We start from the raw sequence: 23593 nt of genomic DNA on the forward strand, positions 1-23593 counted from the left end.
CGGACGCGCGGCGGCGGGGACGGCGGGACGGGTACGAAACCACCCCGATGAGGGAACGCGCGGGCCCCAGGGGGAACTTGGGATGTGGTCGCGGTCTCAGGTTCTGTCGTGGGACTGCCAGCGGTAGACCAGTTCCGGCCTGCCGACCTGGCCGTACTGCGGGGCCCGGTCGGCCCGGCCCGCGTCGACCAGGTACTCCAGATACCGCCGCGCGGTGATCCGCGAGATGCCGACCGTCTCGGCCGCCGCCCCCGCCGAGATCCCGTCCGGCGCCGACCGGAGGGCGCGGGTCACCGCGTCGAGCGTGGCGGGCGTCAGCCCCTTCGGCAGGGCGGCGGGCTGCGGGGCGCGCAGCGCGGCCAGGGCCCGGTCCACCTCGTCCTGCCCGCTGGCCTCGCCGGCGGTGGCCCGGAACTCCGCGTACCGCAGCAGCCGGTCCCGCAGCGTGCCGAACGTGAACGGTTTCAGGACGTACTGCACCACCCCGAGCGAGACGCCCTCGCGGACCACGGCCAGATCCCGGGCCGAGGTCACCGCGATCACGTCGGCGCTGTGGCCCGCCGCGCGCAGCGAACGGATGAGCTGGAGGCCGTGCCCGTCGGGGAGATAGAGATCCAGCAGCAGCAGGTCCACGGGCGAGCGCTCCAGAAGGCGCCGGGCCCCGCCCGCGGAGTGCGCCGTCCCGGCCACGGTGAAGCCGGGTACGCGGGACACGTAGAGCGCGTGGGCGTCTGCCGCCACGGGGTCGTCTTCGACGACGAGTACCCGGATGGCGTGCCCGTGCGCCGCGCCGCTCCCTGCCGCCCCGGTCATCTTCGCCACTCCGGGGCATCGGCGGTACGGGGCGCGCCCTTCGGCGCGGGGCGCGGGGCCGGGGTGCGGGGTTGGTCGGCCGGTGCCGGGGGTGGTTCCGCGTGGTGTCGCGTGCCGTCGTGCTCCGTGGACGGCGTGGTATCGGTGGTGCCGGCGGCGCCGGCGAGCGGATGGGCGTCGGACCGGCGCGGCGTGCCGGATGTCAGCGGCAGCCGTACGGTGAACTCCGCGCCGCCGTCCGCCGCCGGGCCCACCTCCACCGTGCCGCCGTTCCGCCGCACCGCCTGGCGGACCAGGGCGAGCCCCAGGCCGCGGCCCGCCGGGCCCGCCGCGCCCGGCACCCCTGTCGTCCCCGGCACCCTCGCCGCGCCTGGCACTCCCGTCGTCCCCCGCGCGCCCGCCGTGCCGTGCGCACCCTCCGTTGCCGCGGTCTTCGTCGTCCAGCCGCGCCGGAAGACCGCCTCGGCCGCCGCCGGGTCCACCCCGGCACCGGTGTCCGCGACGCGCAGCAGCAGTTCGCCGTCGGCCGCGCGCGCCGTGACCGTGACGAGGGGGCGGCGGACCGCGTCGCGGTGGTCGGCGGCGGCGTCGATCGCGTTGTCCACCAGGTTGCCCAGGACCGTCACCAGGTCGCGGGCCGGGAGGCCGGGCGGCAGCAGGCCGTCGTCGATCCGGCTGTCGGGGGCCAGCACCAGCTCCACGCCGCGCTCGTTGGCCTGGGCGGCCTTGCCCAGCAGCAGGGCCGCCAGGACCGGCTCGGCGACCGCGGCCACCACCTGGTCGGTGAGCGCTTGCGCCAGCTCCAGTTCCGCCGTCGCGAAGTCCACGGCCTCCTCCACCCGGCCCAGTTCGATCAGGGACACCACCGTGTGCAGCCGGTTGGCGGCCTCGTGCGCCTGGGAGCGCAGCGCCTCGGTGAACCCGCGGACCGAGTCCAGCTCCCCGGAGAGCGCTTGCAGCTCCGTGTGGTCGCGCAGGGTGACGACCGTACCCCGCTGCCCCCCGCTGCTCACCGGTGAGGTGTTGACCACCAGCACCCGCTCGGCGGTCAGGTGCAGCTCGTCCACCCGCGGCTCGGCGGCCAGCAGCGCGCCGGTCAGCGGGGCGGGCAGGCCCAGGTCGCTGATGAGCCGTCCGACGGGGTCGGTCAGGCCCAGCAACTCCCGCGCCCCGTCGTTGACCAGCGCCACCCGCCGCTGTCCGTCGAGCATCAGCAGCCCCTCCCGCACCGCGTGCAGCGTGGCCTGGTGGTAGTCGTACATCCGGCTCAGCTCGCCGGCGTTCATGCCGTGGGTGTGGTGCCGCAGGCGGCGGTTGATCACGTACGTGCCCGCCCCGCCGAGCGCGAGGGCGGCCAGTGCCACGCCCAGCAGCGTGAGCAACTGGTCCCGCAGCCGCGCGCTGATCTCGTCGACCGTGATGCCCGCGCTGACCAGCCCGGTGATCCGGCCGCCGTCGCGCACCGGGGTCACGACCCGTACCGACGGGCCGAGGGTGCCGGTGTAGGTCTCCGTGAAGGTCTCGCCGCGCAGCGCGGGGGCGGTGTGGCCGAGGAACTCCTCGCCGATCCGCTCGGGGTCCGGGTGCGTCCAGCGGATGCCCCGCGGGTCCATGATCGTGACGAACGTGACGCCGGTGCTCTTGCGTACCTGCTCCGCGTACGGCTGGAGCGCGGCGGTGGGGTCCGCGGTACGGATGGCCCGGACGACCGAGGGGGAGTCGGCGACCGCGGTCGCGGCGGCGGTCGCCTGGCGGCGCGCGGCGGTTTCGGCCTGGCTCCGGTCGGTGAGGTAGGTGAAGACCGCGCATCCGGCGACGACCACGGCGACGAGCACGACCTGCATCGCGAAGAGCTGGCCGGCCAGGCTCCGCGGCCTGCGGGGGCGCCGGGGTCTTCGAGGCCCCCGGTCGACCCGGGGCGGTGAACGCGCATGTCGCTCAGTGTGCACGCGAGTCGTTGTGTGAACGAAATGAACACAAGGGTGACCGCCGTCACAGGCGGGGTGCATAGTCACCGGGACCGTCCGGGACACGGGAGTCCGGGGCCGTCCGGGACGTGTGAGCCGCACGGACCGACCAGGATTTCAAGGAGGCAGCCGTGGCTGCGCAGACCTCGCCCGCGGGACAGCCGACGCGGCGGACCCCGCGGGACCGGACCCACTATCTGTACCTCGCCGTGATCGCCGCGGTGCTCCTCGGCGTCGCGGTGGGCTTCGCCGCGCCCGACGTCGCCGTGGAGCTCAAGCCCATCGGCAAGGGATTCGTCAATCTGATCAAGATGATGATCTCGCCGATCATCTTCTGCACGATCGTGCTCGGCGTCGGATCGGTCCGCAAGGCCGCCAAGGTCGGCGCGGTCGGCGGGCTCGCGCTCGGCTACTTCCTGCTGATGTCCACCGTCGCGCTCGCCATCGGCCTGCTCGTCGGCAACATTCTGGAGCCGGGCAGCGGGCTGCACCTGACCTCGGAGGCGGCCAAGGCCGGACAGGGCCAGGCCGAGGGCGCCAGCGAGTCCACCACGGCCTTCCTGCTCGGCATCATCCCGACCACGATGGTCTCCGCCTTCACCACGGAGAAGGTGCTCCAGACCCTGCTCGTCGCGCTGCTCGTCGGCTTCGCGCTCCAGGGGATGGGCAAGGCCGGGGAGCCGGTGCTGCGCGGCATCGGGCACATCCAGCGGCTGGTCTTCCGCGTGCTGTCGATGATCATGTGGGCCGCGCCGGTGGGTGCGTTCGGCGCCATCGCGGCGGTGGTCGGCGAGACCGGCACGGACGCGCTGAAGTCGCTGGCCGTCATCATGATCGGCTTCTACGTCACCTGCGCCCTCTTCGTCTTCCTGGTGCTCGGCACGCTCCTGCGGCTGGTCGCGGGCGTCAACATCCTGCACCTGCTCACGTACCTGGGGCGCGAGTTCCTGCTGATCGTCTCGACGTCGTCGTCGGAGTCGGCGCTGCCGCGGCTGATCGCCAAGATGGAGCACGCGGGCGTCAGCAAGCCGGTGGCCGGCATCACCGTCCCGACCGGGTACTCCTTCAACCTGGACGGCACCGCGATCTACCTGACCATGGCGTCGCTGTTCATCGCCGAGGCGATGGGCGACCCGCTCTCGATCGGCCAGCAGATCTCGCTGCTGCTGTTCATGATCGTGGCCTCCAAGGGCGCGGCGGGGGTCACCGGCGCCGGCATGGCGACCCTGGCGAGCGGCCTCCAGTCCCACCGCCCCGAACTGGTCGACGGCGTCGGCATGATCGTCGGCATCGACCGCTTCATGAGCGAGGCGCGGGCGGTGACCAACTTCGCGGGCAACGCCGTCGCCACCGTGCTGGTCGGCACCTGGACCAAGGAGATCGACAAGGACCGGATGCGGGAGGTCCTGGCGGGCCGGTTGCCGTTCGACGAGGCGACGCTGGCGGACGACGCGCACGGCGGCGGGGCGGACGGGCACGAGGGGCCGAAGGAGAACGCGCCCAAGGAGGCCGCGGGCGTCTGACGATCGACGTCCCGACCTACGGGGCGGGGGCGGTACGGGCCGGGCCGCGGGTGCCACGGTCCGTACCGCCCCCGCCCGACCCGCTGTTCAGGCCGTAGTCAGCGCGATGTCGAGCGGCGACCGCTATCGATGGGGCATGGACATCGATCAGCGGTACGCATACGAAGCGGAAGAACCGCGGCCTGAGGAGCCGGCGGCTGACGAGTCGGTGCCGGGCAAGTCGGTGCCGGACGCGTCGGCGGCCGACGAGGCGCGCATCATGCAGCTCGCCGCCGGTGGCGGCTTCGCGCGTGCCCTGGCCGTCGCCGCCAGGCTCGGCATCGCCGACATCCTGGACGGCGGGCGTCTGCCGTACCACGAGATCGCCGCACGCGGCGGCGCGGACCCGGACGTCACGCGGCGCCTGATGGAGACGCTCACGCTCTGCGGGGTGTTCGAGCGCGACGCGTGCGGCGACTACGGGCTCGCCGCCGCCTTCGCGCGACTGCGCGGCAGCCATCCGCGGTCGCTCCGGAACTTCTGCGTCCTGATGGCCGAGACCTACGACGACGCCTTCGCCGGGCTGCCGCACACCGTGGCGACCGGGGAGTCCGGCTTCGAGCGGGTCTTCGGCAAGCCCTTGTACGCGTATCTGGCGGGCGACCCCGAGGCCGAGCGGGTCTTCGACGCCGCGATGGCCGAACTCGCCCGGCCCGTGGTCGCCGAACTCGCCCGGCGCGCCGACTTCGGCACCGTACGCCGGGTGATCGACATCGGCGGCGGGGACGGCACGGTGCTGGCCGGGGTGCTCGCCGCCCACCCGTTGCTGGAGGGCGTGTGCGTGGACCGGCCCAGCGTGTGCGAGCGGGCCCGGGCGAGGCTGCGGGCGGGCGCCGGTGAGCGGCCCGCCGACGGGCGGTTGGCCTTCCGGCCCGCGGACATCTTCGCGGAGGTGCCCGCGGGTGGCGACCGCTATCTGCTGAAGAACGTCCTCCACGACTGGGACGCCGAGCGGCGGTTGCGCATCCTGACGGTGGTGCGCGAGGCGATGCTGCGCACCGAGGCGACGCGGGCGACGCCTCGGCTGCTCATCGTGGAGCCGCTCCAGGAGAGCGACGCGGACGGCGCGCACACGCTGTTCCAGATGGTGATGTGCGGGAAGGACACCGAGCTGTTCACCGGGCCGGAGATGCACAAGCTGGTGCAGACGGCGGGGTTCACGCTGCTGTCGGCGGAGCGGCTCGCGGGCGGACACCACGTCTTCGAGTGCGTGGCCGTGGCGTCCTAGGCGGGGTCCGACAGGTCGTGCGACGGGCAGACGACCGCGCCGTTGCGGCCGGTTGCGCTCAGCGGCGCAGGTCCCTGCTCCGTACGTACCGCAGTCCGCAGGCGTCCTCGTACGGGTCGCCGTCCGCGAGGATCAGGGCGCGCAGCGGCTGCATCGGGAGCCAGGTCAGGCCGAGGAGCCAGCGGCCCACGGTCTGCCAGAAGCGGGGCCGGCCCGCGTCCGCCTCGCGCACCACGCGCGTCACGAGCAGGAACTTGCCCACGGTCGTCCGGAACAGCAGGGTTCCCAGCACATGGTTGACGAACGAGACGCCGAAGACACACCCGACGTAGATCCCCAGGGTGGCCCCGATCCCCAGGGTGGCCGCGCCCTTGCCGTGCGCGAGCTGTGCGGCGAGGCTGAAACCGCCGACTATCGTGATCGCGCAGTCGATCCCGGCGAAGAGCATGCGGCGTATGTCACCGACCTCCTCGGGCACAGAGGGGGGCTGTGGGGTCGGATGCGGGTACGGGTACGGGGGCTGGGGAGCGTACGGCTGGTTCGGAGACGGGTGGCGCTGGTAATCGATCACGGAGCACCATCCTGCCGTACGCCTGTGACAGCTGAGTCTCAGATTGATGCGCGAGCGATGCCGGGACGCCCACCGCCCCGCCCGAGAGGGCGACGGGGCGGTGGGCGTCCCGGCTAGGACCGTCCGGCGGCCGGACGCGTCCACACCGCGACGTGGTCGACGAGCATCGGGTGGCCCGGATCGGTGGCGGCGCCGGGCGTCCTCGTCCCCGCGATCGCGTCGGGGAAGGCGCCGCCGACGGCGACGTTGAGGAGGATGAAATAGCCCGCGTGGCCGGTCATGTCGTTCCACGCACCGGCGTCGACCTCGTTCTGGCCGACGCGGTGGAACAACTGGTCGTCCACGTACCAGCGCAGCTCGTTCGGCGCGGTGCCCCGGTCCCACTCGAAGCGGAAGGTGTGGAACGCGGTCTGGCAGCTCGCTCCCGGGCAGGTGCGGCTGGCGCCGATGCCGTTGGTCTCGTTGCAGGGACCGCCGGGGTTCACGCCGCAGTGCAGCGTGCCCCATACGGTGTTGGCCCCGTTGACGTTCTCCATGACGTCGAACTCGCCGATGCCCGGCCAGTTCTGGTAGTTGCCGCGGTACGGCGAGCCGAGCGCCCAGAACGCCGGCCAGTAGCCGAGCGCGGCGTCCCCGGTGACGTCCGGCATCCTGATCCGGCCCTCGATGCGCAGCACACCGCCGTCGGGGGCCTTGAAGTCCGCCCGCCTGGTCTCGATGCGCGCCGAGGTCCAGTTGCCCGCCCCGTCCCGCAGCGGGGTGATGCGCAGGTTGCCCGCCCCGTCCAGGCTCACGTTGTCGGGGGAGTCGGTGTAGTTCTGTATCTCGCCGGTGCCCCAGTCGGCGGGCCCGCCGGGGTAGTTGTGCCCGGTGTCGATCTGCCAGTCGTCGGACGAGGGCAGGCTGCGGGCGGGGCCGTCGAAGTCGTCGCTCCACTGGAGGTTCCAGCCGGGGGCGGGCGGCACCTCGGCGGTGGCGGGCGCGGCCCCGAACAGCGTGGCCAGCGCGGCGGTCGCGAGGGCCGCCGCGGACAGGGCGGAGAGCAGGGCCGTGCGGCGGCGGCGCGGGGTGCGCGGCGGTGCGGATGCCGCGGTCGACGCGGAGGGTGCGGATGGTACGGCTGGTGCCTGGGTGCTTGCGTTCGTGCTCATGGGAGAACGCCTCCAGGGAGGTGTGGGGGATGCGCACGGATGCATGAGAGCGCTCTCACATGGTGGTTGCGGTGCCTGCCGGCGTCAATGGGTTGAGCTGAGGGCCTGTGAACCCGGCGTCACACGCTCTTGGGCACCGTCTTCCGAACGGCGTCGGCCAGTTCCTCCAGAGCCTGGACGTCGCCGTACTCGTCGGGAATGCTCACCTCGACGTACGCCTCGCGGTACGTGGTGGTGCAGCGGTGGCGGCCCCCCTGCGGGCTCTCCAACATCCAGTCCACGCCCCGGAACCGTCCTCCCGCCGCCCTGGCGTTGTTCATCTCCGCCGGTCGTTCGACACCGCACCGGAGGGTGATCGCGGGATCCCCCACGCCGTGGTGAACCGCGACGAGGGTTCCGTCTCCCTCCGCTTGCCACCGACCAGGGAATCGGGGACCGCGTCGAGCAGGGCGTCGCAGATCCGCGCGACGTCCGCGTCCGGAGAGGGCGCCGACACCGCCACGCCGTCGCCGGACGACGAACACGAGGACAGGCACGTCGCGGCGGCGAGCAGGAGGACGGCGAGCGGTGCGGTGCGTATGGCGTGGCGGCGGCGGTGCGGGTGCATGCGTCGACGGTATAGGTCGTGGCCGGTGGCTCCTGCCCCCTCCCCCAGCCAGGGGGAGGGGGCAGGAGCCGCTCAGGCGGGCCGGAGCCAGATCGTCGCCAGGGGCGGGAGCACCGGGGCGATGCTGGTGCGGCGGCCGTGCCAGGGGATCGGTTCCGCCTTCATGGGCTCGTCGTTGGCCACCCCGCTGCCGCCGTACGCCGCCGCGTCCGTGTTCAGCACCTCGTGCCAGGCGGCGATCCGCTCCGGCACCCCCAGCCGGTACTCGTGGCGTACCACCGGCGAGAAGTTGCTCACCGACAGCAGCGGGCCGCCCTGGGCGTCGAAGCGGAGGAAGGCGAAGACGTTGTCCTCCCACGCGTCGCCGGTCACCCAGGCGAAGCCCTCCGGCATCGTGTCCCGCTGCCAGAGCGAGGGCGTGGCGGTGTAGAGGCGGTTCAGGTCGCGGACCAGGTCCCGTACGCCCCGGTGGTCGCCCGCCGAGGCGTAGGAGTCGTCGAGCAGCCACCACTCCGGCCCGTGCTCGTGCGACCACTCCGCGCCCTGGGCGAACTCCTGGCCCATGAAGAGGAGTTGCTTGCCGGGGTGCGCCCACATGAAGCCCAGGTACGCGCGGTGGTCCGCGCGGCGCTGCCACCAGTCGCCCGGCATCTTCGACACCAGCGCCTGCTTGCCGTGCACCACCTCGTCGTGCGAGATCGGCAGGACGTAGTTCTCGCTGTACGCGTAGACCATGGAGAAGGTCATCTCGTTGTGGTGGTACTTGCGGTGCACCGGCTCGTGCGCGACGTAGCCCAGCGAGTCGTGCATCCAGCCCATGTTCCACTTCAGCCCGAAGCCGAGTCCGCCGAAGCCGCCCGCGCCGACCAGATGGGTCGGGCGCGTCACCCCGTCCCAGGCGGTGGACTCCTCGGCGATGGTGACCACGCCGGGACACCGCCGGTAGACGGTCGCGTTCATCTCCTGGAGGAAGGCGACCGCGTCCAGGTCCTCGCGGCCGCCGCGGGCGTTGGGCGTCCACTGGCCGTCCTCGCGGGAGTAGTCCAGGTAGAGCATCGAGGCCACGGCGTCCACCCGGAGCCCGTCGATGTGGAACTCCTCGCACCAGTAGACCGCGTTCGCGACCAGGAAGTTGCGTACCTCGGTGCGGCCGTAGTCGAACTCCAGCGTCCCCCAGTCGGGGTGCGCGGCGCGCTGCGGGTCGGCGTGCTCGTACAGGGAGGTCCCGTCGAACGCGGCCAGCGCCCAGTCATCCCGGGGGAAGTGCGCGGGCACCCAGTCGACGATCACGCCGATGCCCGCCTGGTGCAGCGCGTCGATCAGGAACTTCAGGTCGTCGGGGGTGCCGAGCCGGGCGGTGGGCGCGTAGAAGCCGGTGACCTGGTAGCCCCAGGAGCCGCCGAAGGGGTGCTCGGCCACCGGCATGAACTCCACATGTGTGAAGCCGAGATCCTTGACGTACGCGGGGAGCTGCTCGGCGAGCTGGCGGTAGGTCAGGCCGGGCCGCCAGGACGGCAGGTGCACCTCGTACACGGAGAACGGCGACTCGTGGATCCGGTGCTCGGTCCGGCGCTCCAGCCATGCCGCGTCCTGCCACTGGTGGTGGGAGGCGTGGACGACGGAGCCGTTGGCCGGGGGGCACTCGGTGCGCCGCGCCAGCGGGTCGGCGCGCTGGGTGTGGCCGCCGTCCGGGCGGGTGATCTCGTACTTGTACAGCGCTCCCTCGCCGACGCCGGGCAGGAACAGCTCCCACACCCCGCTGTGCCCCAGCGAGCGCATCGGGAAGGCCGTGCCGTCCCAGTAGGTGAAGTCGCCGACGACCCGGACGCCGCGGGCGTTGGGCGCCCACACGGTGAAGCGGGTGCCGGTCACCCCCTGGTGCGTCATCGGGCGCGCGCCGAGCGCCTGCCACAGCTGCTCGTGCCGGCCCTCGCTGATCAGGTGCAGGTCGAGTTCGCCGAGGGCGGGCAGGAAGCGGTACGGGTCGTGCAGCTCCAGCTCGTCGTGGTCGTAGGTGACCAGCAGCCGGTAGTCGGGGACCTCGGTCAGCGGCAGCACCCCGGCGAAGAAGCCGTCACCCTCCGAACGCAGCTGGGCCCTGAGCCCCTTGGCGGTCACGGCCACGGAGCGCGCGAACGGCCGCAGAGCGCGGAAGACCACGCCGCCGGGCACCGGGTGGGCGCCGAGGTGGCCGTGCGGGTCGTGGTGCTCGCCGGCCAGCAGCCGCCGCCGGTCGGCGGGGTCGAGGGGCGGGGCGGGGCGCACCCCGCGCTCGGCCCTGGCTTCGCTGGTCACCGCCCCGGCTCTGGCGGCCCCCGCCGCGGGCGGACGGCCGGTCAGGGGCCGCTGCCGACCGCCGTTGCTGTTTCCGTCGGTGCTGGTGCTGGTGCTGGTGCTGGTGCTGGTGCTGGTGCTGGTGCTGGTGCTGGTGCGCGGGGTGTGGGGGGCGCGCGGGGTGGGCGGCGCGGTGTACGAGGACCGGCCGCCCGCAGCCGACGGCGCGTCCGCACGCGGTGTGTCCCCGGAACCGCCGCGCAGGAAGGTGGCCGGGAGGGGTGAGGGCCGGAGCGGACCGGGCGCGGCGGCGGAGGGCTCGTGGCCGGGCACCGGCACCTCTTCGGACGGGTCGGGGGACGGCGGTCGTACGGTCACGGGTGGTCCTCCTTGCGGCCCCGCCCGGAGGCGGCGGCCTTCGTCAACGGAAGGTCGGTGAGGGGGCGCCAGGTCTGCGCGAGCAGGACCGCGCGGTCAAGACGTACGGAGGGCTGGCTACGGGTGGGAACGGGGCACGAGCCGCGCGTGGGCGCCGCGTCATCGGTCGTCCGCCGGGCGGGTGGTGCCCGACAGGCGGCGGACGGCCGACATGGGGATGGAGAGCCAGTCCGGGCGGTGCCGCGCTTCGTAGAGCACCTCGTACACCGCCTTGTCGGTCTCGTACGCGCGCAGCAGCTCCGGTTCGTCGCGCGGGTCGCGGCCGGAGACCGCCGCGTACCCGGCGCAGTACGCGGCGCGGGTGCGCCGGGCCCAGTCGTCGGCCCGTTCGGGGCCGGAGGAGTGGCCGCAACCGCAACCGGGGCCGCAACCGCACCCGGGGCCGCAGCCGTGCCCGTTTCCGAACGCGACGGCGGTTCCGGCGCCGGCCGCCTGCCTCGCCTCCGATCGGGTCTCCGTCCGCGCGCCCGCCCGGGGCGCCGAGCCCGTCGCCGCCGCTCCGTCGCCCGGCCCCGTCCAGGCCGTCCCGACGCACGCCCCCGCGGCACCCCCGGCCTCCGCGGTGCCGCTGGCCCCCCGGCGCCACCGCCGCCGGTCTCGGCGGCGGTGCGGCCGGCCACCGCCGCCGCGTAGTCGAACGAGCGCAGCATCCCCGCGATGTCCCGGACGGCCGGCTGCGGGCGGCGGCGTTCGGCCAGGGGCGGGACGGCTCGCCCTCGAAGTCGATCAGCGACCACGGCTCGCCCTCCGCCGTCCGCAGCACCTGCCCCAGGTGCAGGTCGCCGTGGATGCGCTGGGCCGCCCACGTGCGGCCCGCCCGGCCGAGCGCGGCGAGGTCCTCGAAGGCGGTGCGCAGCCGTGCGCGGTACGGGTGGAGGGCGGGGACGGCGGAGGCGGCGGCGTCCAGGCGCTCGGACATGGCCGCCGCGAGATGCTCGATCTGCGGGCGGCGCAGCACCGCGGCCGGCAGCGCGTCCGCCATCGCCAGGTGCACCTCGGCCGTGGCCCGGCCCAGCGCGTGCGCGGCGGAGCTGAAGTCCGCGCCGACGGCCAGGGCCCGCTGGGCCAGCTGCCAGCCGTCGGTGGAACCGGCCAGATACGGCTGGAGCACGCCGAGCGTGAAGGGTGACGAGCCGTCCGAGGCCGGGGCGGTCTCGAACCAGGCGGCGGGGGACGGCACCCGGGTGCAGCCGGTCCTGGCCAGTGCCAGCGGCAGTTCCAGGTCCGGGTTGACGCCGGGGCTGACCCGCCGGAAGAGCTTGAGGATGTACGTGTCCCCGAAGACCACGGAGGAGTTGGACTGCTCGGCGGTCACCAGCCGAGGGGTGAGCACCGAGGGGATCGCGGTCGAGGGTTCGCGCACGAAGAGCAGGGGGCCGAGCCGACCCGGCACCCGCAGCCGCTCCAGCAGCAGCGCGGCGAGCCGGGGGTCGTACAGCGCCTCGTAGACGGTGTGGCCGTGCAGCGGGCCGCCGTCCGGGCGGCCGATGAACGCCGGGGCGAGCGGCGGCGGCAGTGGCGCGGCCCGTACGCCCAGCAGGATCTGGTAGCAGTCGGCCGTGGGCTCGCCCGCGGGGGAGCCGGGCTGTTTGGCGCGGATGAGCAGATGGAGCAGTCCGGGGGCGGCGCCGCCCGCGGCGCACGGCAGCAGTTCGGTCGTGGAGACGAGGGTGAACCCCGTGACCGGGCGGCCCTTCCCCGCGAACCAGCGCTGCCGGGGCAGCCACTCGGTCAGCAGGGGGGCGAGTGAGGGCAGCAGCCCGCTCGGTCCGCGGGCGTCCACGCTGCTGACGGCCCGTCCGGCGGGTGACTGAGGGTGCTGTGTGCCCCGGACGAAGGGAGCTTCCGGCATGACGTCGCGTCCTTTCCCCGGGGCACCCACAGATAGCCCAAAGTGTCCCGGATTGTGGCATTAGCTGTGCGACGGCGCGGTGGGGGTACCCCCAGACGGAGTCTGGAGGGGTGCCGGGCGGTGATCGTCCGTACGGTGAATCGTTACGGCGCATCCTGGGACATACGTCGCGACGAGATGTACGGGGAACGCGACCTGCCGGGCCCGAGCGGTAGTAGGGAGGCTGCCCATGCTCCCGTGGGGAAAACGCCCGTACGCGCCCCGGATGGACGCGTACGGACGGGTGGGGCTGTGGTGCCGCTCAACCGGGCTTGGTGCTGCCGCTCAGGCGGACCGCTGCCTCACGCGGACAACTGGCCGGGCACGGCCTCGGCCTGGCGCAGCCGGAACCAGTAGAAGCCGTGGCCCGCCAGCGTCAGCAGGTACGGCAGCTCGCCGATGGCCGGGAAGCGGACGCCGCCGATCAGTTCGACCGGATGCCGTCCGTTGTAGGTCTGCAGATCCAGCTCGGTCGGCTGTGCGAAGCGGGAGAAGTTGTTCACGCACAGCACGAGGTCGTCCTTGTACTCGCGCAGGAACGCGAGCACCGCCGGGTTGCTGGACGGCAGCTCGGTGAAGCTGCCCAGGCCGAAGGCCCGGTTCTGCTTGCGGATCTCGATCATCCGGCGGGTCCAGTGCAGCAGGGACGACGGGCTGCTCATGGCCGCCTCGACGCTGGTCACCTGGTAGCCGTAGACCGGGTCCATGATGGTCGGCAAGTACAGCCGCCCCGGGTCGCAGGACGAGAAGCCCGCGTTCCGGTCCGGTGTCCACTGCATCGGGGTGCGCACCGCGTCCCGGTCGCCCAGCCAGATGTTGTCGCCCATGCCGATCTCGTCCCCGTAATAGAGGATCGGAGATCCGGGCAGGGACAGCAGCAGCGCGGTGAACAGCTCGATCTGGTTGCGGTCGTTGTCCAGCAGCGGGGCCAGCCGCCGCCGGATCCCGATGTTGGCGCGCATCCGCGGGTCCTTGGCGTACTCCGCGTACATGTAGTCGCGCTCTTCGTCGGTGACCATCTCCAGCGTCAGCTCGTCGTGGTTGCGCAGGAAGATGCCCCACTGGCAGCCGGACGGGATGGCCGGGGTCTTGGCGAGGATCTCCGAGACCGGATAGCGGGACTCGCGCCGCACCGCCATGAAGATGCGCGGCATGACCGGGAAGTGGAAGGCCATGTGGCACTCGTCGCCGCCGGACTCGAAGTCGCCGAAGTAGTCGACCACGTCCTCCGGCCACTGGTTGGCCTCGGCCAGCAGCACGGTGTCCGGGTAGTGCGCGTCGATCTCGGCCCGCACCCGCCGGAGCATCTCGTGGGTGCGCGGCAGGTTCTCGCAGTCGGTGCCCTCCTCCGCGTACAGATACGGGACCGCGTCCAGCCGGAACCCGTCGATGCCCAGGTCCAGCCAGAACCGCAGGGCCGCCAGGACCTCCTCCTGCACGGCGGGGTTCTCGAAGTTCAGATCGGGCTGGTGGGAGAAGAAGCGGTGCCAGAAGTACTGCTTGCGCACCGGGTCGAAGGTCCAGTTCGACGCCTCGGTGTCCACGAAGATGATGCGGGCGTCGGCGTACTGCTTGTCGTCGTCGGCCCAGACGTAGTAGTCGCCGTACGGGCCGTCCGGGTCGCTGCGGGACTCCTGGAACCACGGGTGCTGGTCGCTGGTGTGGTTCATGACGAAGTCGATGATCACCCGCATGCCGCGCTGGTGGGCGGCGTCCACGAACTCGACGAAGTCGGCGAGGTCCCCGAACTCCGGCAGGACCGCCGTGTAGTCGGACACGTCGTAGCCGCCGTCGCGCAGCGGCGAGGCGAAGAACGGAGGCAGCCACAGGCAGTCGACGCCCAGCCATTGGAGGTAGTCGAGCTTGGCCGTGAGTCCTTTGAGATCGCCGATGCCGTCACCGTTGCTGTCCTGGAACGAGCGCACCAGCACCTCGTAGAAGACGGCACGCTTGAACCATTCGGGATCCCGGTCCTTGGCGGGGGTGTCCTCGAAAGTGTCCTGGACGGGCTCATTGACGGTCATGGTGTGGGTGACCCTCCGATCTGTGGAGACGGTCGCAGGGACAGCACGTGCGCCGGAGCCGGCTCCCGGCTCGGGTCGAGGCGCACGTAGTTGTCCCTGCCCCAGTGATAGGTCTCGCCGGTGAGTTCGTCCCGCGCGGCGAAGGACTCGTGCCAGTCGAGGCCGAGTTCCGGCATGTCCAACGAGACCGTGGCCTCCTGGGTGTGGTGGGGGTCGAGGTTGACCACGGTCAGCACACAGTCCTCGCGCGGCCCGGCGGTGCGCTTGGAGTAGACGATGACGGAGTCGTTGTCGGCGTGGTGGAAGCGCAGGTTCCGCAGGAGCCGCAGCGCCGGGTGGCGGCGCCGGGCCCGGTTGAGCGCGGTGATCAGCGGGGCGATGGTCCGGCCCTCGCGCTCGGCCGCCGCCCAGTCGCGCGGCCTCAGCTGGTACTTCTCCGAGCCCAGGTACTCCTCCGAGCCCGGCCGCAACGGGGTGTTCTCGCACAGCTCGTACCCGGCGTAGACGCCCCAGGAGGGAGAGAGGGTGGCCGCGAGCACGGCGCGCGCCTCGAACGCGGGCCGGCCGCCTTCTTGTAGATAGGCGTGCAGGATGTCCGGGGTGTTCACGAAGAGGTTGGGCCGCATGTACGAGGCGGCGTCCCCGGTGAGCTCCCGCAGGTAGTCGGTCAGTTCCTGCTTGCCGTTGCGCCAGGTGAAGTACGTGTACGACTGCTGGAAGCCGATCGCGGCCAGGGTGTGCATCATCGCGGGCCGGGTGAACGCCTCGGCCAGGAAGACCACGTCCGGGTCGGTGCGGTTGATGTCCCCGATCACCTTCTCCCAGAACACCACCGGCTTGGTGTGCGGGTTGTCCACCCGGAAGATCCGCACCCCCCGGTCCATCCAGAACCGCAGCACCCGCTCCGTCTCCCGGACGATGCCGCGGAAGTCGGCGTCGAAGGCCACGGGATAGATGTCCTGGTACTTCTTGGGCGGGTTCTCGGCGTACGCGATGGTGCCGTCGGCGCGGTGGTGGAACCACTCCGGGTGCTTGGAGACCCACGGGTGGTCCGGCGAGCACTGGAGCGCGAAGTCCAGCGCCACCTCCATCCGCAGCCCGTGCGCCCGGGCCACGAAGCGGTCGAAGTCCTCGAAGCCGCCCAGGTCCGGGTGGATCGCGTCGTGGCCGCCCTCGGCCGAGCCGATCGCCCACGGCACGCCCACGTCGTACCGGCCCGCGGTCAGGGCGTTGTCGGGGCCCTTGCGGCAGGTGGTGCCGATGGGATGGATCGGCGGCAGGTAGACGACGTCGAAGCCCATGGCGGCGATGGCCGGAAGCCGTTCGGCGGCGGTGCGGAAGGTGCCGCTCACCGGCGGCCTGCCCTCTCTGACCACCGCGCCCTCCGAGCGCGGGAAGAACTCGTACCACGATCCGTACAGCGCGCGCTCGCGCTCCACCCGCAGCGGCATCGCGCGGGAGGCGGTGACCAGATCCCGCAGCGGATGCCGGTCGAGCGCGGTGACCACGTCGGGCGCGAGCGCCGCCGCCAGCCGGTCCGCCGCCGCCCGCTTCTCGTCGCGCAGCGCGTCGACGGCGCGCAGCACCGCGTCCCGGCCGTCGTTCTTGGGCACCCCGGAGGCGGCCCGCTCGTGCAGCAGGGCACCCTCCTCCAGGACCAGACCGGTGTCGATCCCCGCCGGGATCTTGATCCCGGCCTGGTGCCGCCAGGTGGCCACCGGATCGCTCCACGCCTCGATGGTGTAGGTCCAGTGGCCCTCCGCGCCGGGGGTGACCTCGGCGCCCCAGCGGTCGGTGCCGGGCTCCAGCTCACGCATCGGGGTCCACGGGCCCGAGCGCCCGGCCGGGTCGCGGAGGACCACATTGGCCCGGACCGCATCATGGCCTTCCCGGAACACGGTGGCGCTGACCTCGAAGGTCTCGCCGACCACCGCCTTGGCGGGGCGGCGGCCGCAGTCGATGAGCGGGCGGATGTCCAGGACGGGGATACGTCCGATCATGGGATCACCTGATTGCGGCGTCGCGGGTTGATGTTCGTTGGAGGCGTTCGTCCTTTGTAACTGCTCCACTGTGGTGCGCAGGGTCGCGCGCATGACTGCTCCTGTCCGCGTTCACTCTGGTGGGCGGATGGCATGGGCCATGGGGGGCGTCAGGAGAGAAGCCTTCCCACCGGGTACGGGGAGACAATCAGGATGCGGTGCGCTTCTGCGGGGCGTGTGGTGTACGGCGCGGGCTGTGCGCCGCGGGGCCCTGCCGGGCGGCGTCGGGGGCCGGCCGCGGGGGCGCCGCCGGTGCCGGTCGGCAGCCGTGCCCGGTGGGCTCGCGCACCGGATGCCGCACCACGGCGCGGCGAACTCGCCGCTGTTGGACCGGTGTACGGGGCCGTGCCCCGGATACCGTCGAAGGGTGAAGGCCATCCGTCGATTCACCGTACGTCCCGTCCTTCCCGAACCCCTACGACCCCTCAGCGACCTGGCGCGCAATCTGCGCTGGTCCTGGCACCCCGAGACGCGCGACCTGTTCGAGTCCGTCGACCCCGACGGCTGGCGGGCCGCCGACGGCGACCCGGTGCGGCTGCTGGGCTCCGTCCCCGCCGACCGGCTGGCCGCGCTCGCCGCCGACCCCGGCTTCCTGCGGCGGCTGTCGGCCGCCGCCGAGGACCTGTCCCGATACCTCGGCGAACCCCGCTGGTACCAGCGCCGGGAAGGCGGGCCCGCCGCCATCGCCTACTTCTCGCCCGAGTTCGGCATCACCGCCGCCCTTCCCCAGTACTCCGGCGGGCTCGGCATCCTCGCCGGGGACCACCTCAAGGCCGCCAGCGACCTGGGCGTACCCCTCATCGGCGTCGGGCTGCTGTACCGGCACGGCTACTTCCGGCAGAGCCTGTCCCGCGAGGGCTGGCAGCAGGAGCACTACCCCGTACTCGACCCGCACGAGCTGCCGCTGACCCTGCTGTGCGAGCCCGACGGCGCGCCCGCCCAGGTCGTCCTCGCGCTGCCCGGCGGGCGTCTGCTGCGCGCCCGGATCTGGCAGGTGGCGGTCGGCCGGGTGCCGCTGCTGCTGCTCGACTCCGGCGTGGAGGACAACGCGCCCGGCGAACGCGGCGTCACCGACCGGCTCTACGGCGGCGGCAGCGAGCACCGGCTGCTCCAGGAGATGCTGCTGGGCATCGGCGGGGTGCGCGCGGTGCGCGCGTACTGCCGGCTGACCGGGCACCGGGCCCCCGAGGTGTTCCACACCAACGAGGGCCACGCCGGGTTCCTCGGCCTGGAGCGGCTCCAGGAGCTGGTCGCCGCCGGAGCCGAGACCGACGCCGCGCTCGAGGCGGTCCGCGCCGGCACCGTCTTCACCACCCACACCCCGGTCCCGGCCGGGATCGACCGCTTCGACCGGCGGCTCGTCGCCCGCCACTTCGGGCCCGACGGCGAGCTGCCCGCGATCCCCGTCGAACGGATCCTGGAGCTGGGCGCGGAGACCGGGGCCGACGCCCGGCCCGACCTGTTCAACATGGCCCTCATGGGGCTGCGGCTGGCGCAGCGCGCCAACGGCGTGTCCGTCCTCCACGGGCAGGTCAGCCGGGAGCTGTTCGCGGACCTGTGGCCGGACTTCGACGCCGAGGAGGTGCCCATCACCTCCGTCACCAACGGGGTGCACGCCCCCACCTGGGTGGCGCCGGAGGTCCACCGGCTCGGCGCCGACCGGATCGGCGCGCGCCGATCCGAGCGGGCGCTGTCCGTCGGCGGCGCCGGGAGCTGGGACTTCGTCGCCGATGTCCCCGACCGCGAGATCTGGGAGCTGCGCCGGTCCCTGCGCGCCCGACTGGTCGCCGAGGTACGGGCCCGGCTGTACGCGTCGTGGCGGCAGCGCGGCGCGGGCGCCGCCGAACTCGGCTGGATCGACGGCGTACTGGACCCGGACGTGCTGACGGTGGGCTTCGCCCGCCGTGTCCCCTCCTACAAGCGGCTGACCCTCATGCTGCGCGACCGCGACCGGCTGACGGAGCTCCTGCTGCATCCCGAGCGGCCGGTGCAGATCGTCGTCGCGGGCAAGGCGCACCCCGCCGACGACGGCGGCAAGCGCCTGGTCCAGGAGCTGGTGCGGTTCGCCGACGAGCCGCACGTGCGGCACCGCGTGGTCTTCCTGCCCGACTACGGGATGGCCATGGCCCGCACGCTCTACCCCGGCTGCGACGTCTGGCTGAACAACCCGCTGCGCCCGCTGGAGGCGTGCGGCACCTCCGGGATGAAGGCCGCGCTCAACGGCTGCCTCAACCTCTCGGTGCTGGACGGCTGGTGGGACGAGTGGTACGAGCCGGACTTCGGCTGGGCGATCCCCACCGCGGACGGCGCGGACACCGACGAGGCCCGCCGCGACGACCTGGAGGCCGCGGCGCTGTACGAGCTGCTGGCCGAGCGGGTCGCGCCGCGCTTCTACGACCGGGACGCGGCCGGGCTGCCGGGCCGCTGGATCGAGATGGTCCGCCGCACGCTGGCCGGTCTCGGCCCGAAGGTGCTGGCCGGGCGGATGGTCCGGGAGTACGTGGAGCGGCTGTACGCCCCCGCGGCCCGCGCCCACCGCGCGCTGGACCCGGCGGCCGCCGGAGCGCTGGCGGCCTGGAAGGCACGGGTGCGCGAGGCGTGGCCGCGGGTCGCCGTCGACCATGTGGAGGCGGGGCGTTCGGCTCCGGCGGCCGACGGCGCGGCTCTCGCGGGCGACGGCGCGGCGGCGGAGCTGGGGACGGTGCTGCCGCTGCGGGTGGGGGTCGGTCTCGGCGGGCTGGCACCGGCCGACGTGGAGGTGCAGGTGGTCGCGGGGCGGGTCGGCGCGGACGACCGGATCATCGAGCCGGTCGTCACGCCGCTGAAGCCGGCCGGCGGCCCGGACCTGGAGGGCCGGGTGGTGTACGAGGGCCCGCTGGCCCTGGACCGCACCGGCCCGTTCGGCTACACGGTGCGGGTGCTGCCCGCGCACCCGCTGCTGGCCGACGCGGCCGAGCTGGGGCTGGTCGCCGTACCGCCCCGGACGGGCGCGGGCAGCGACGAGGCCGCCGGCGTGCTGCTGCGCTGACCGGCGGCCTCTGAGTGCTTGGGTGGGCGGTGCCGGGGGCGGCTCTGGCAGCCCCGGGCACCGCCCGGATTGTGGGGGGTGGTGCGTTGTCGTCCTAGGCGGTGTGCTTGACGTTGATGCCCGCCCAGGCGTTGTTCACGGCCTTGTACTCGGTGCTGTTGTGGCCGTACAGCGCCCTGGCCGCCTTGAGCGTCGCGTCGCGCGCGCCCTTGTAGTTGGTGGTCGAGGTCATGTACGTGGTGAGCGCCTTGTACCAGATCTTCTCGGCCTTGGCCCGGCCGATGCCCTTGACCGTGCGGCCGTCCTTCGTCGGGCTGTCGTAGGTCACGCCGCCGATGACCTTCCGCCCGCTGCCCTCGGACAGCAGGTAGAAGAAGTGGTTGGCGGGGCCGGAGGTCAGGTGCGGGTCCTCCGCGCCCATGCCGCTCTTCCAGTAGTCGAAGGACGCGCCGTCCTTGCTGGGCTTGTCCATGTAGCGCAGCGGGGTGCCGTCGCCGTTGATGTTGATCTTCTCGCCGATGAGGTAGTCGCCCGGGTCCTTGGGGTTCTTGGCGTAGAACTCCACGGCGGTGCCGAAGATGTCGGAGGTGGCCTCGTTGAGGCCGCCGGACTCGCCGCTGTAGACCAGGCCGGCGGTGGCCGAGGTCAGACCGTGGCTCATCTCGTGGCCGGCGACGTCCAGCGAGGTGAGCGGGTTGTTGTTGCCCTCACCGTCGCCGTAGGTCATGCAGAAGCAGTCGTCGTCCCAGAAGGCGTTGACGTACCCGTTGCCGAAGTGGACGCGGGAGGGGGCGGCCTTGCCGTTGTTCTTGATGCCGTTGCGGCCCAGGACCTTCTTGTAGTAGTCCCAGGTCATGGCGGCGCCGTAGTGGGCGTCGACGGCGGCGGTCTGGCCGTTGGACGGCTTGCCGTTGCCCCACTTGTCGTCGGCGTCGTAGTAGCGCCACTTCGGGATGTCGAGGTAGTCCTCCTCGCTCCCGCCGTGCTTGAGGTTGTACGTGACGTGGCCGCCGCGGGCCTTGTCCGTCAGCGTGTACCGGCCGTCGGAGCCCTTGACGGTGCCGAGCTTGACGTCGCCGTTGTGCTGGCCCGTGCCCGTGCCGGTGACGATGGCCTCGTACTCGTACAGCTTGGCGCCGGTGTCGGCGTCGGTGATGACGTGCAGCTTGGACGGGGTGCCGTCGTGCTGGAGCCCGCCGACGACGGTCTCGTAGGCCAGGACCGGCTTGCCGGTGGCGGCCCAGACCACCTTGCGCGGGGCGCCGTCGGCCTCGGCCCCCTTCGTCTCGCCGGAGGACTTCGCGATGCCCAGGGCCTTCTTCGCGGCGCCGGCCGGGGCGACGTCGGCCTTGGTGTCGGCGACCTTGATGGTGGCGCTGGTGGCCTTGGTTACCTCCTGCGTGGCGCCGTCGGCGGAGGTGTGCACGATCAGGTCGCCGCCGAGGACCGGCAGGCCGTCGTAGGTGCGCTCGTACCGGGTGTGCGTGGTGCCGTCGGCGTCCTTGACGACGTCGCGGACGACCAGCTTCTCCTTGCCGCCCAGGCGCAGTTCGTCGGCGGTGTCGGCGGTGTGGGCCTGGGCCGTGCGCAGCAGCTCGGCGCGGACCGAGGCGGAGAGGTTCAGCGTCGTGGCGCCGGACTCGGCGGTCTTGGGGGTGGCCGCATCGGCGGAGCCGGTGATCGTGGCGGCCGTGATCAGCGCGGCGGCGATGGCCGTCGCGGAGGCGGCGACGGCGGTGCGGCGGCTTCTCAGGGGCGATATGGAACCAGAGCGCACGCGGAGACTCCTGGTGACGTGGGGAGTTGGGCAGGCGGCAGCGTCACCCGAGACGGCAAGGGTGCGGCTGTGTCGCATGTGGGGGGAAGACTGCCATCAGACAAGTGTTCATGTCACGGGCGATATGACTGATTGACAGGAAGATGTCCGGTAAAGGGATTGTCAAATCCGGATAACGACGACGAGCGGTGCCCGGAAGGAGATATTCCGGACACCGCTCGTTCGGCATCACGTGCTCGCGCCACCGCCGTTCAGTCCGCCGCCCAAGGCGGTCCGCCGGCCGCGCGGAGGGGGCTTACTTGACGTTGACCCCGGCCCAGGCGGCGTCGATGCCCTTGTACTCGGCGCTGTCGGCGCCGAAGAGGTCGGTCGCGGCCTTGAGCGTCGCCTCGCGGGCGGCGTGGTAGTCCGTGGTCGACGTCATGTACGTGGTCAGGGCCTTGTACCAGATCTTCTCGACCTTCTCCCGGCCGATGCCCTCGACCGTGGAGCCGTCGGCCGTCGGGCTGTCGTACTTGACCCCGTTGATCTCCTTCTCGCCGCTGCCCTCGGAGGCGAGGTAGAAGAAGTGGTTGGCGACACCGGAGGAGTGGTGGACGTCCTCGTTGCCGACGCCGTCGTACCAGTCGTCCTTGGACGAGCCGTCCTTGCTCGGCTTGTCCATGTAGCGCAGCGGGGTGCCGTCGCCGCGGATGTCGATCTTCTCGCCGACGAGGTAGTCGCCGACGTCCTCGCCGTTCTTGGCGTTGAACTCCACCGCGGCGGCGAAGATGTCGGAGGTGGCCTCGTTCAGGCCGCCGGACTCGCCGCTGTACTCCAGGCCCGCGGTGTTCGAGGTGACGCCGTGGGTCATCTCGTGCGCCGCCACGTCGATGGAGGTCAGCGGCTTCTTGTTGCCGTCACCGTCGCCGTAGGTCATGCAGAAGCAGCTGTCGTCCCAGAAGGCGTTGACGTAGTTGTCGCCGTAGTGGACCCGGGAGTACGCGCCCTTGCCGTCGCCCTTGATGCCGTCGCGGCCGTGCACGCTCTTGTAGTAGTCCCAGGTGAGCGCGGCGCCGTAGTGGGCGTCGACGGCGGCGGTCTGCGCGTCCTCGGGCTTGCCGGTGCCCCAGGCGTCGTCCTCGTCGGTGAACAGCTCGCCCTCGCCGTTCTCGCCGTGGTCGAGGTTGGTCGTCTTGTGGCCACCGCGCTCGGCGTCGTTCAGCGTGAAGCCGCTGCCCTCCTTGCTGGTGCCCAGCTCGACCTTGCCGCCGTACTGGCTCTCGCCGCTGCCGGTCTCGATGCCCTGGTACTCGTAGAGCTTCTTGCCGGTGGTGGCGTCGGTGATGACGTGCAGCTGGTTGGGGGTGCCGTCCTTCTGCAGGCCGCCGACGACGGTCTCGTAGGCCAGCACGGGCTTGCCGGTGGCCGCCCAGATCACCTTGCGCGGGGCGCGGCTGGCCTCCGCCTTCGACGTGTCGTCGGCCTTGGCCAGCTTGACCGCGGACCGCTCGGCGGCGGCCGGCGCCAGCTTGGGCGTCGTGGAGGCGACCGTGACGGCGGCCTTGGTGGACTTGGTGACGCCGCGGACCTTGCCGGACTTGGTCTCGTGGACGATCAGGTCGCCGCCGAGCACCGGCAGGCCCTCGTACGTGCGGTTGTAGCGGGTGTGGGTCGAGCCGTCGGCGTCCTTGATGACGTCCTTGACGACCAGCTTCTCCTTGGCGCCCAGGCGCAGAGCCTTGGCGGTGTCCGCCTTGGTGGCGTTGGCGTCGCGCAGCAGCTCGACGCGCTGGGACGGGGAGAGCTTGACGGGCATGGCGCCCGTTGCGGCCTGGGATCCCTTGCCGGGCGCGGCCCCGGCGGAGCCGGTGGTCATGCCGGTGGCGATCAGCGCGGCCGCGGCGACCGCGGCGCCCGCGGCAGCGGCCGTACGGCGCTTGCGGGACGCGAATATGGGCATGCGAGAGTGCTTGCTCACGCTCAAACTCCTCAGTGCTGTGGGGGGTTGGGCCGGACGGCAGGGAAGCGCCGGCCGGCCCGAAACATGAGGTGCGGGTGCAAAGTTCGTGGGCAGACTGTCACACAAGAGGCGTACATGTCACGCGTCTTACGGGAGGACGGCCGGAAATTGTCCGCTGCCGACCATCGGGCCTCCGTATACCGGACGCCTTCCGGTAAGACGCCGGAGGGGCGAACACGGGAGGGGAGAACAGCAGGCGCCGCCCAAGGGAGTCGGGTCAC

The 23593-nt window shown here is 72.5% G+C and carries 11 protein-coding genes and 4 pseudogenes; 3 read left to right on the forward strand and 12 right to left on the reverse strand.

Annotated elements, in window-relative coordinates:
- Nucleotides 1-96: 96 nt before the first annotated feature.
- Together Q3Y56_RS24810 and Q3Y56_RS24815 are read right to left on the reverse strand one after the other, a co-directional pair.
- A complete protein-coding gene (locus Q3Y56_RS24810) occupies nt 97-813 on the reverse strand; it encodes a response regulator (RefSeq protein WP_304464046.1) in 717 nt (238 codons plus the stop codon).
- Nucleotides 810-2657, reverse strand: coding sequence for an ATP-binding protein (locus Q3Y56_RS24815; RefSeq protein ID WP_304464047.1), 1848 nt, complete (start codon nt 2655-2657; stop codon nt 810-812). Before Q3Y56_RS24815 ends, Q3Y56_RS24810 begins: the two co-directional genes overlap by 4 nt.
- 254 nt (nt 2658-2911) lie before the next feature.
- Between Q3Y56_RS24815 and Q3Y56_RS24820 the strand changes: the two genes are divergently transcribed.
- Together Q3Y56_RS24820 and Q3Y56_RS24825 are read left to right on the forward strand one after the other, a co-directional pair.
- Entirely contained in the window at nt 2912-4303 is a 1392-nt protein-coding gene (locus tag Q3Y56_RS24820) for a cation:dicarboxylate symporter family transporter (RefSeq protein ID WP_304464048.1), read from the forward strand.
- A 136-nt stretch (nt 4304-4439) separates the two neighbouring features.
- Complete coding sequence (locus tag Q3Y56_RS24825; RefSeq protein ID WP_304464049.1) at nt 4440-5570, forward strand: methyltransferase; 1131 nt, start codon at nt 4440-4442, stop codon at nt 5568-5570.
- Nucleotides 5571-5628: 58 nt separating this feature from the next.
- On the opposite strand, the gene Q3Y56_RS24830 is transcribed toward Q3Y56_RS24825, so the two are convergent.
- The 8 genes and pseudogenes from Q3Y56_RS24830 to Q3Y56_RS24865 all read right to left on the reverse strand — a co-directional run bounded on the left by Q3Y56_RS24830 (nt 5629) and on the right by Q3Y56_RS24865 (nt 16526).
- Nucleotides 5629-6048 (reverse strand): RDD family protein, encoded by a 420-nt coding sequence (locus tag Q3Y56_RS24830; RefSeq protein ID WP_304464050.1) that lies wholly within the window; start codon nt 6046-6048, stop codon nt 5629-5631.
- A gap of 227 nt (nt 6049-6275) precedes the next feature.
- Nucleotides 6276-7292, reverse strand: a pseudogene (locus Q3Y56_RS24835) (glycoside hydrolase family 16 protein); the annotation flags it as partial.
- Between the two features lie 119 nt (nt 7293-7411).
- Nucleotides 7412-7899 (reverse strand): annotated as a pseudogene (locus Q3Y56_RS24840) (DUF3515 domain-containing protein).
- 72 nt (nt 7900-7971) lie between these two features.
- A complete protein-coding gene (glgB, locus tag Q3Y56_RS24845) occupies nt 7972-10194 on the reverse strand; it encodes a 1,4-alpha-glucan branching enzyme (protein WP_304465780.1) in 2223 nt (740 codons plus the stop codon).
- 516 nt (nt 10195-10710) lie between these two features.
- Nucleotides 10711-10926, reverse strand: a pseudogene (locus tag Q3Y56_RS24850) (maltokinase); the annotation flags it as partial.
- 308 nt (nt 10927-11234) lie between these two features.
- Nucleotides 11235-12463, reverse strand: a pseudogene (locus Q3Y56_RS24855) (phosphotransferase); the annotation flags it as partial.
- Between the two features lie 341 nt (nt 12464-12804).
- Nucleotides 12805-14526, reverse strand: coding sequence for a maltose alpha-D-glucosyltransferase (gene treS / locus Q3Y56_RS24860; RefSeq protein WP_304464051.1), 1722 nt, complete (start codon nt 14524-14526; stop codon nt 12805-12807).
- A complete protein-coding gene (locus Q3Y56_RS24865) occupies nt 14523-16526 on the reverse strand; it encodes an alpha-1,4-glucan--maltose-1-phosphate maltosyltransferase (protein WP_304464052.1) in 2004 nt (667 codons plus the stop codon). Before Q3Y56_RS24865 ends, treS begins: the two co-directional genes overlap by 4 nt.
- Before the next feature lie 406 nt (nt 16527-16932).
- Between Q3Y56_RS24865 and glgP the strand changes: the two genes are divergently transcribed.
- Nucleotides 16933-19593 (forward strand): alpha-glucan family phosphorylase, encoded by a 2661-nt coding sequence (gene glgP, locus Q3Y56_RS24870; RefSeq protein WP_304464053.1) that lies wholly within the window; start codon nt 16933-16935, stop codon nt 19591-19593.
- A gap of 94 nt (nt 19594-19687) precedes the next feature.
- On the opposite strand, the gene Q3Y56_RS24875 is transcribed toward glgP, so the two are convergent.
- Together Q3Y56_RS24875 and Q3Y56_RS24880 are read right to left on the reverse strand one after the other, a co-directional pair.
- Nucleotides 19688-21355 (reverse strand): M4 family metallopeptidase, encoded by a 1668-nt coding sequence (locus Q3Y56_RS24875; RefSeq protein WP_304465781.1) that lies wholly within the window; start codon nt 21353-21355, stop codon nt 19688-19690.
- A gap of 310 nt (nt 21356-21665) precedes the next feature.
- On the reverse strand, nt 21666-23312 hold the full coding sequence (locus tag Q3Y56_RS24880; RefSeq protein ID WP_304465782.1) for a M4 family metallopeptidase: 1647 nt from the start codon (nt 23310-23312) through the stop codon (nt 21666-21668).
- Between the last annotated feature and the right edge of the window lie 281 nt (nt 23313-23593).

The sequence above is a fragment of the Streptomyces sp. XD-27 genome (assembly GCF_030553055.1).
Classification (GTDB): domain Bacteria; phylum Actinomycetota; class Actinomycetes; order Streptomycetales; family Streptomycetaceae; genus Streptomyces.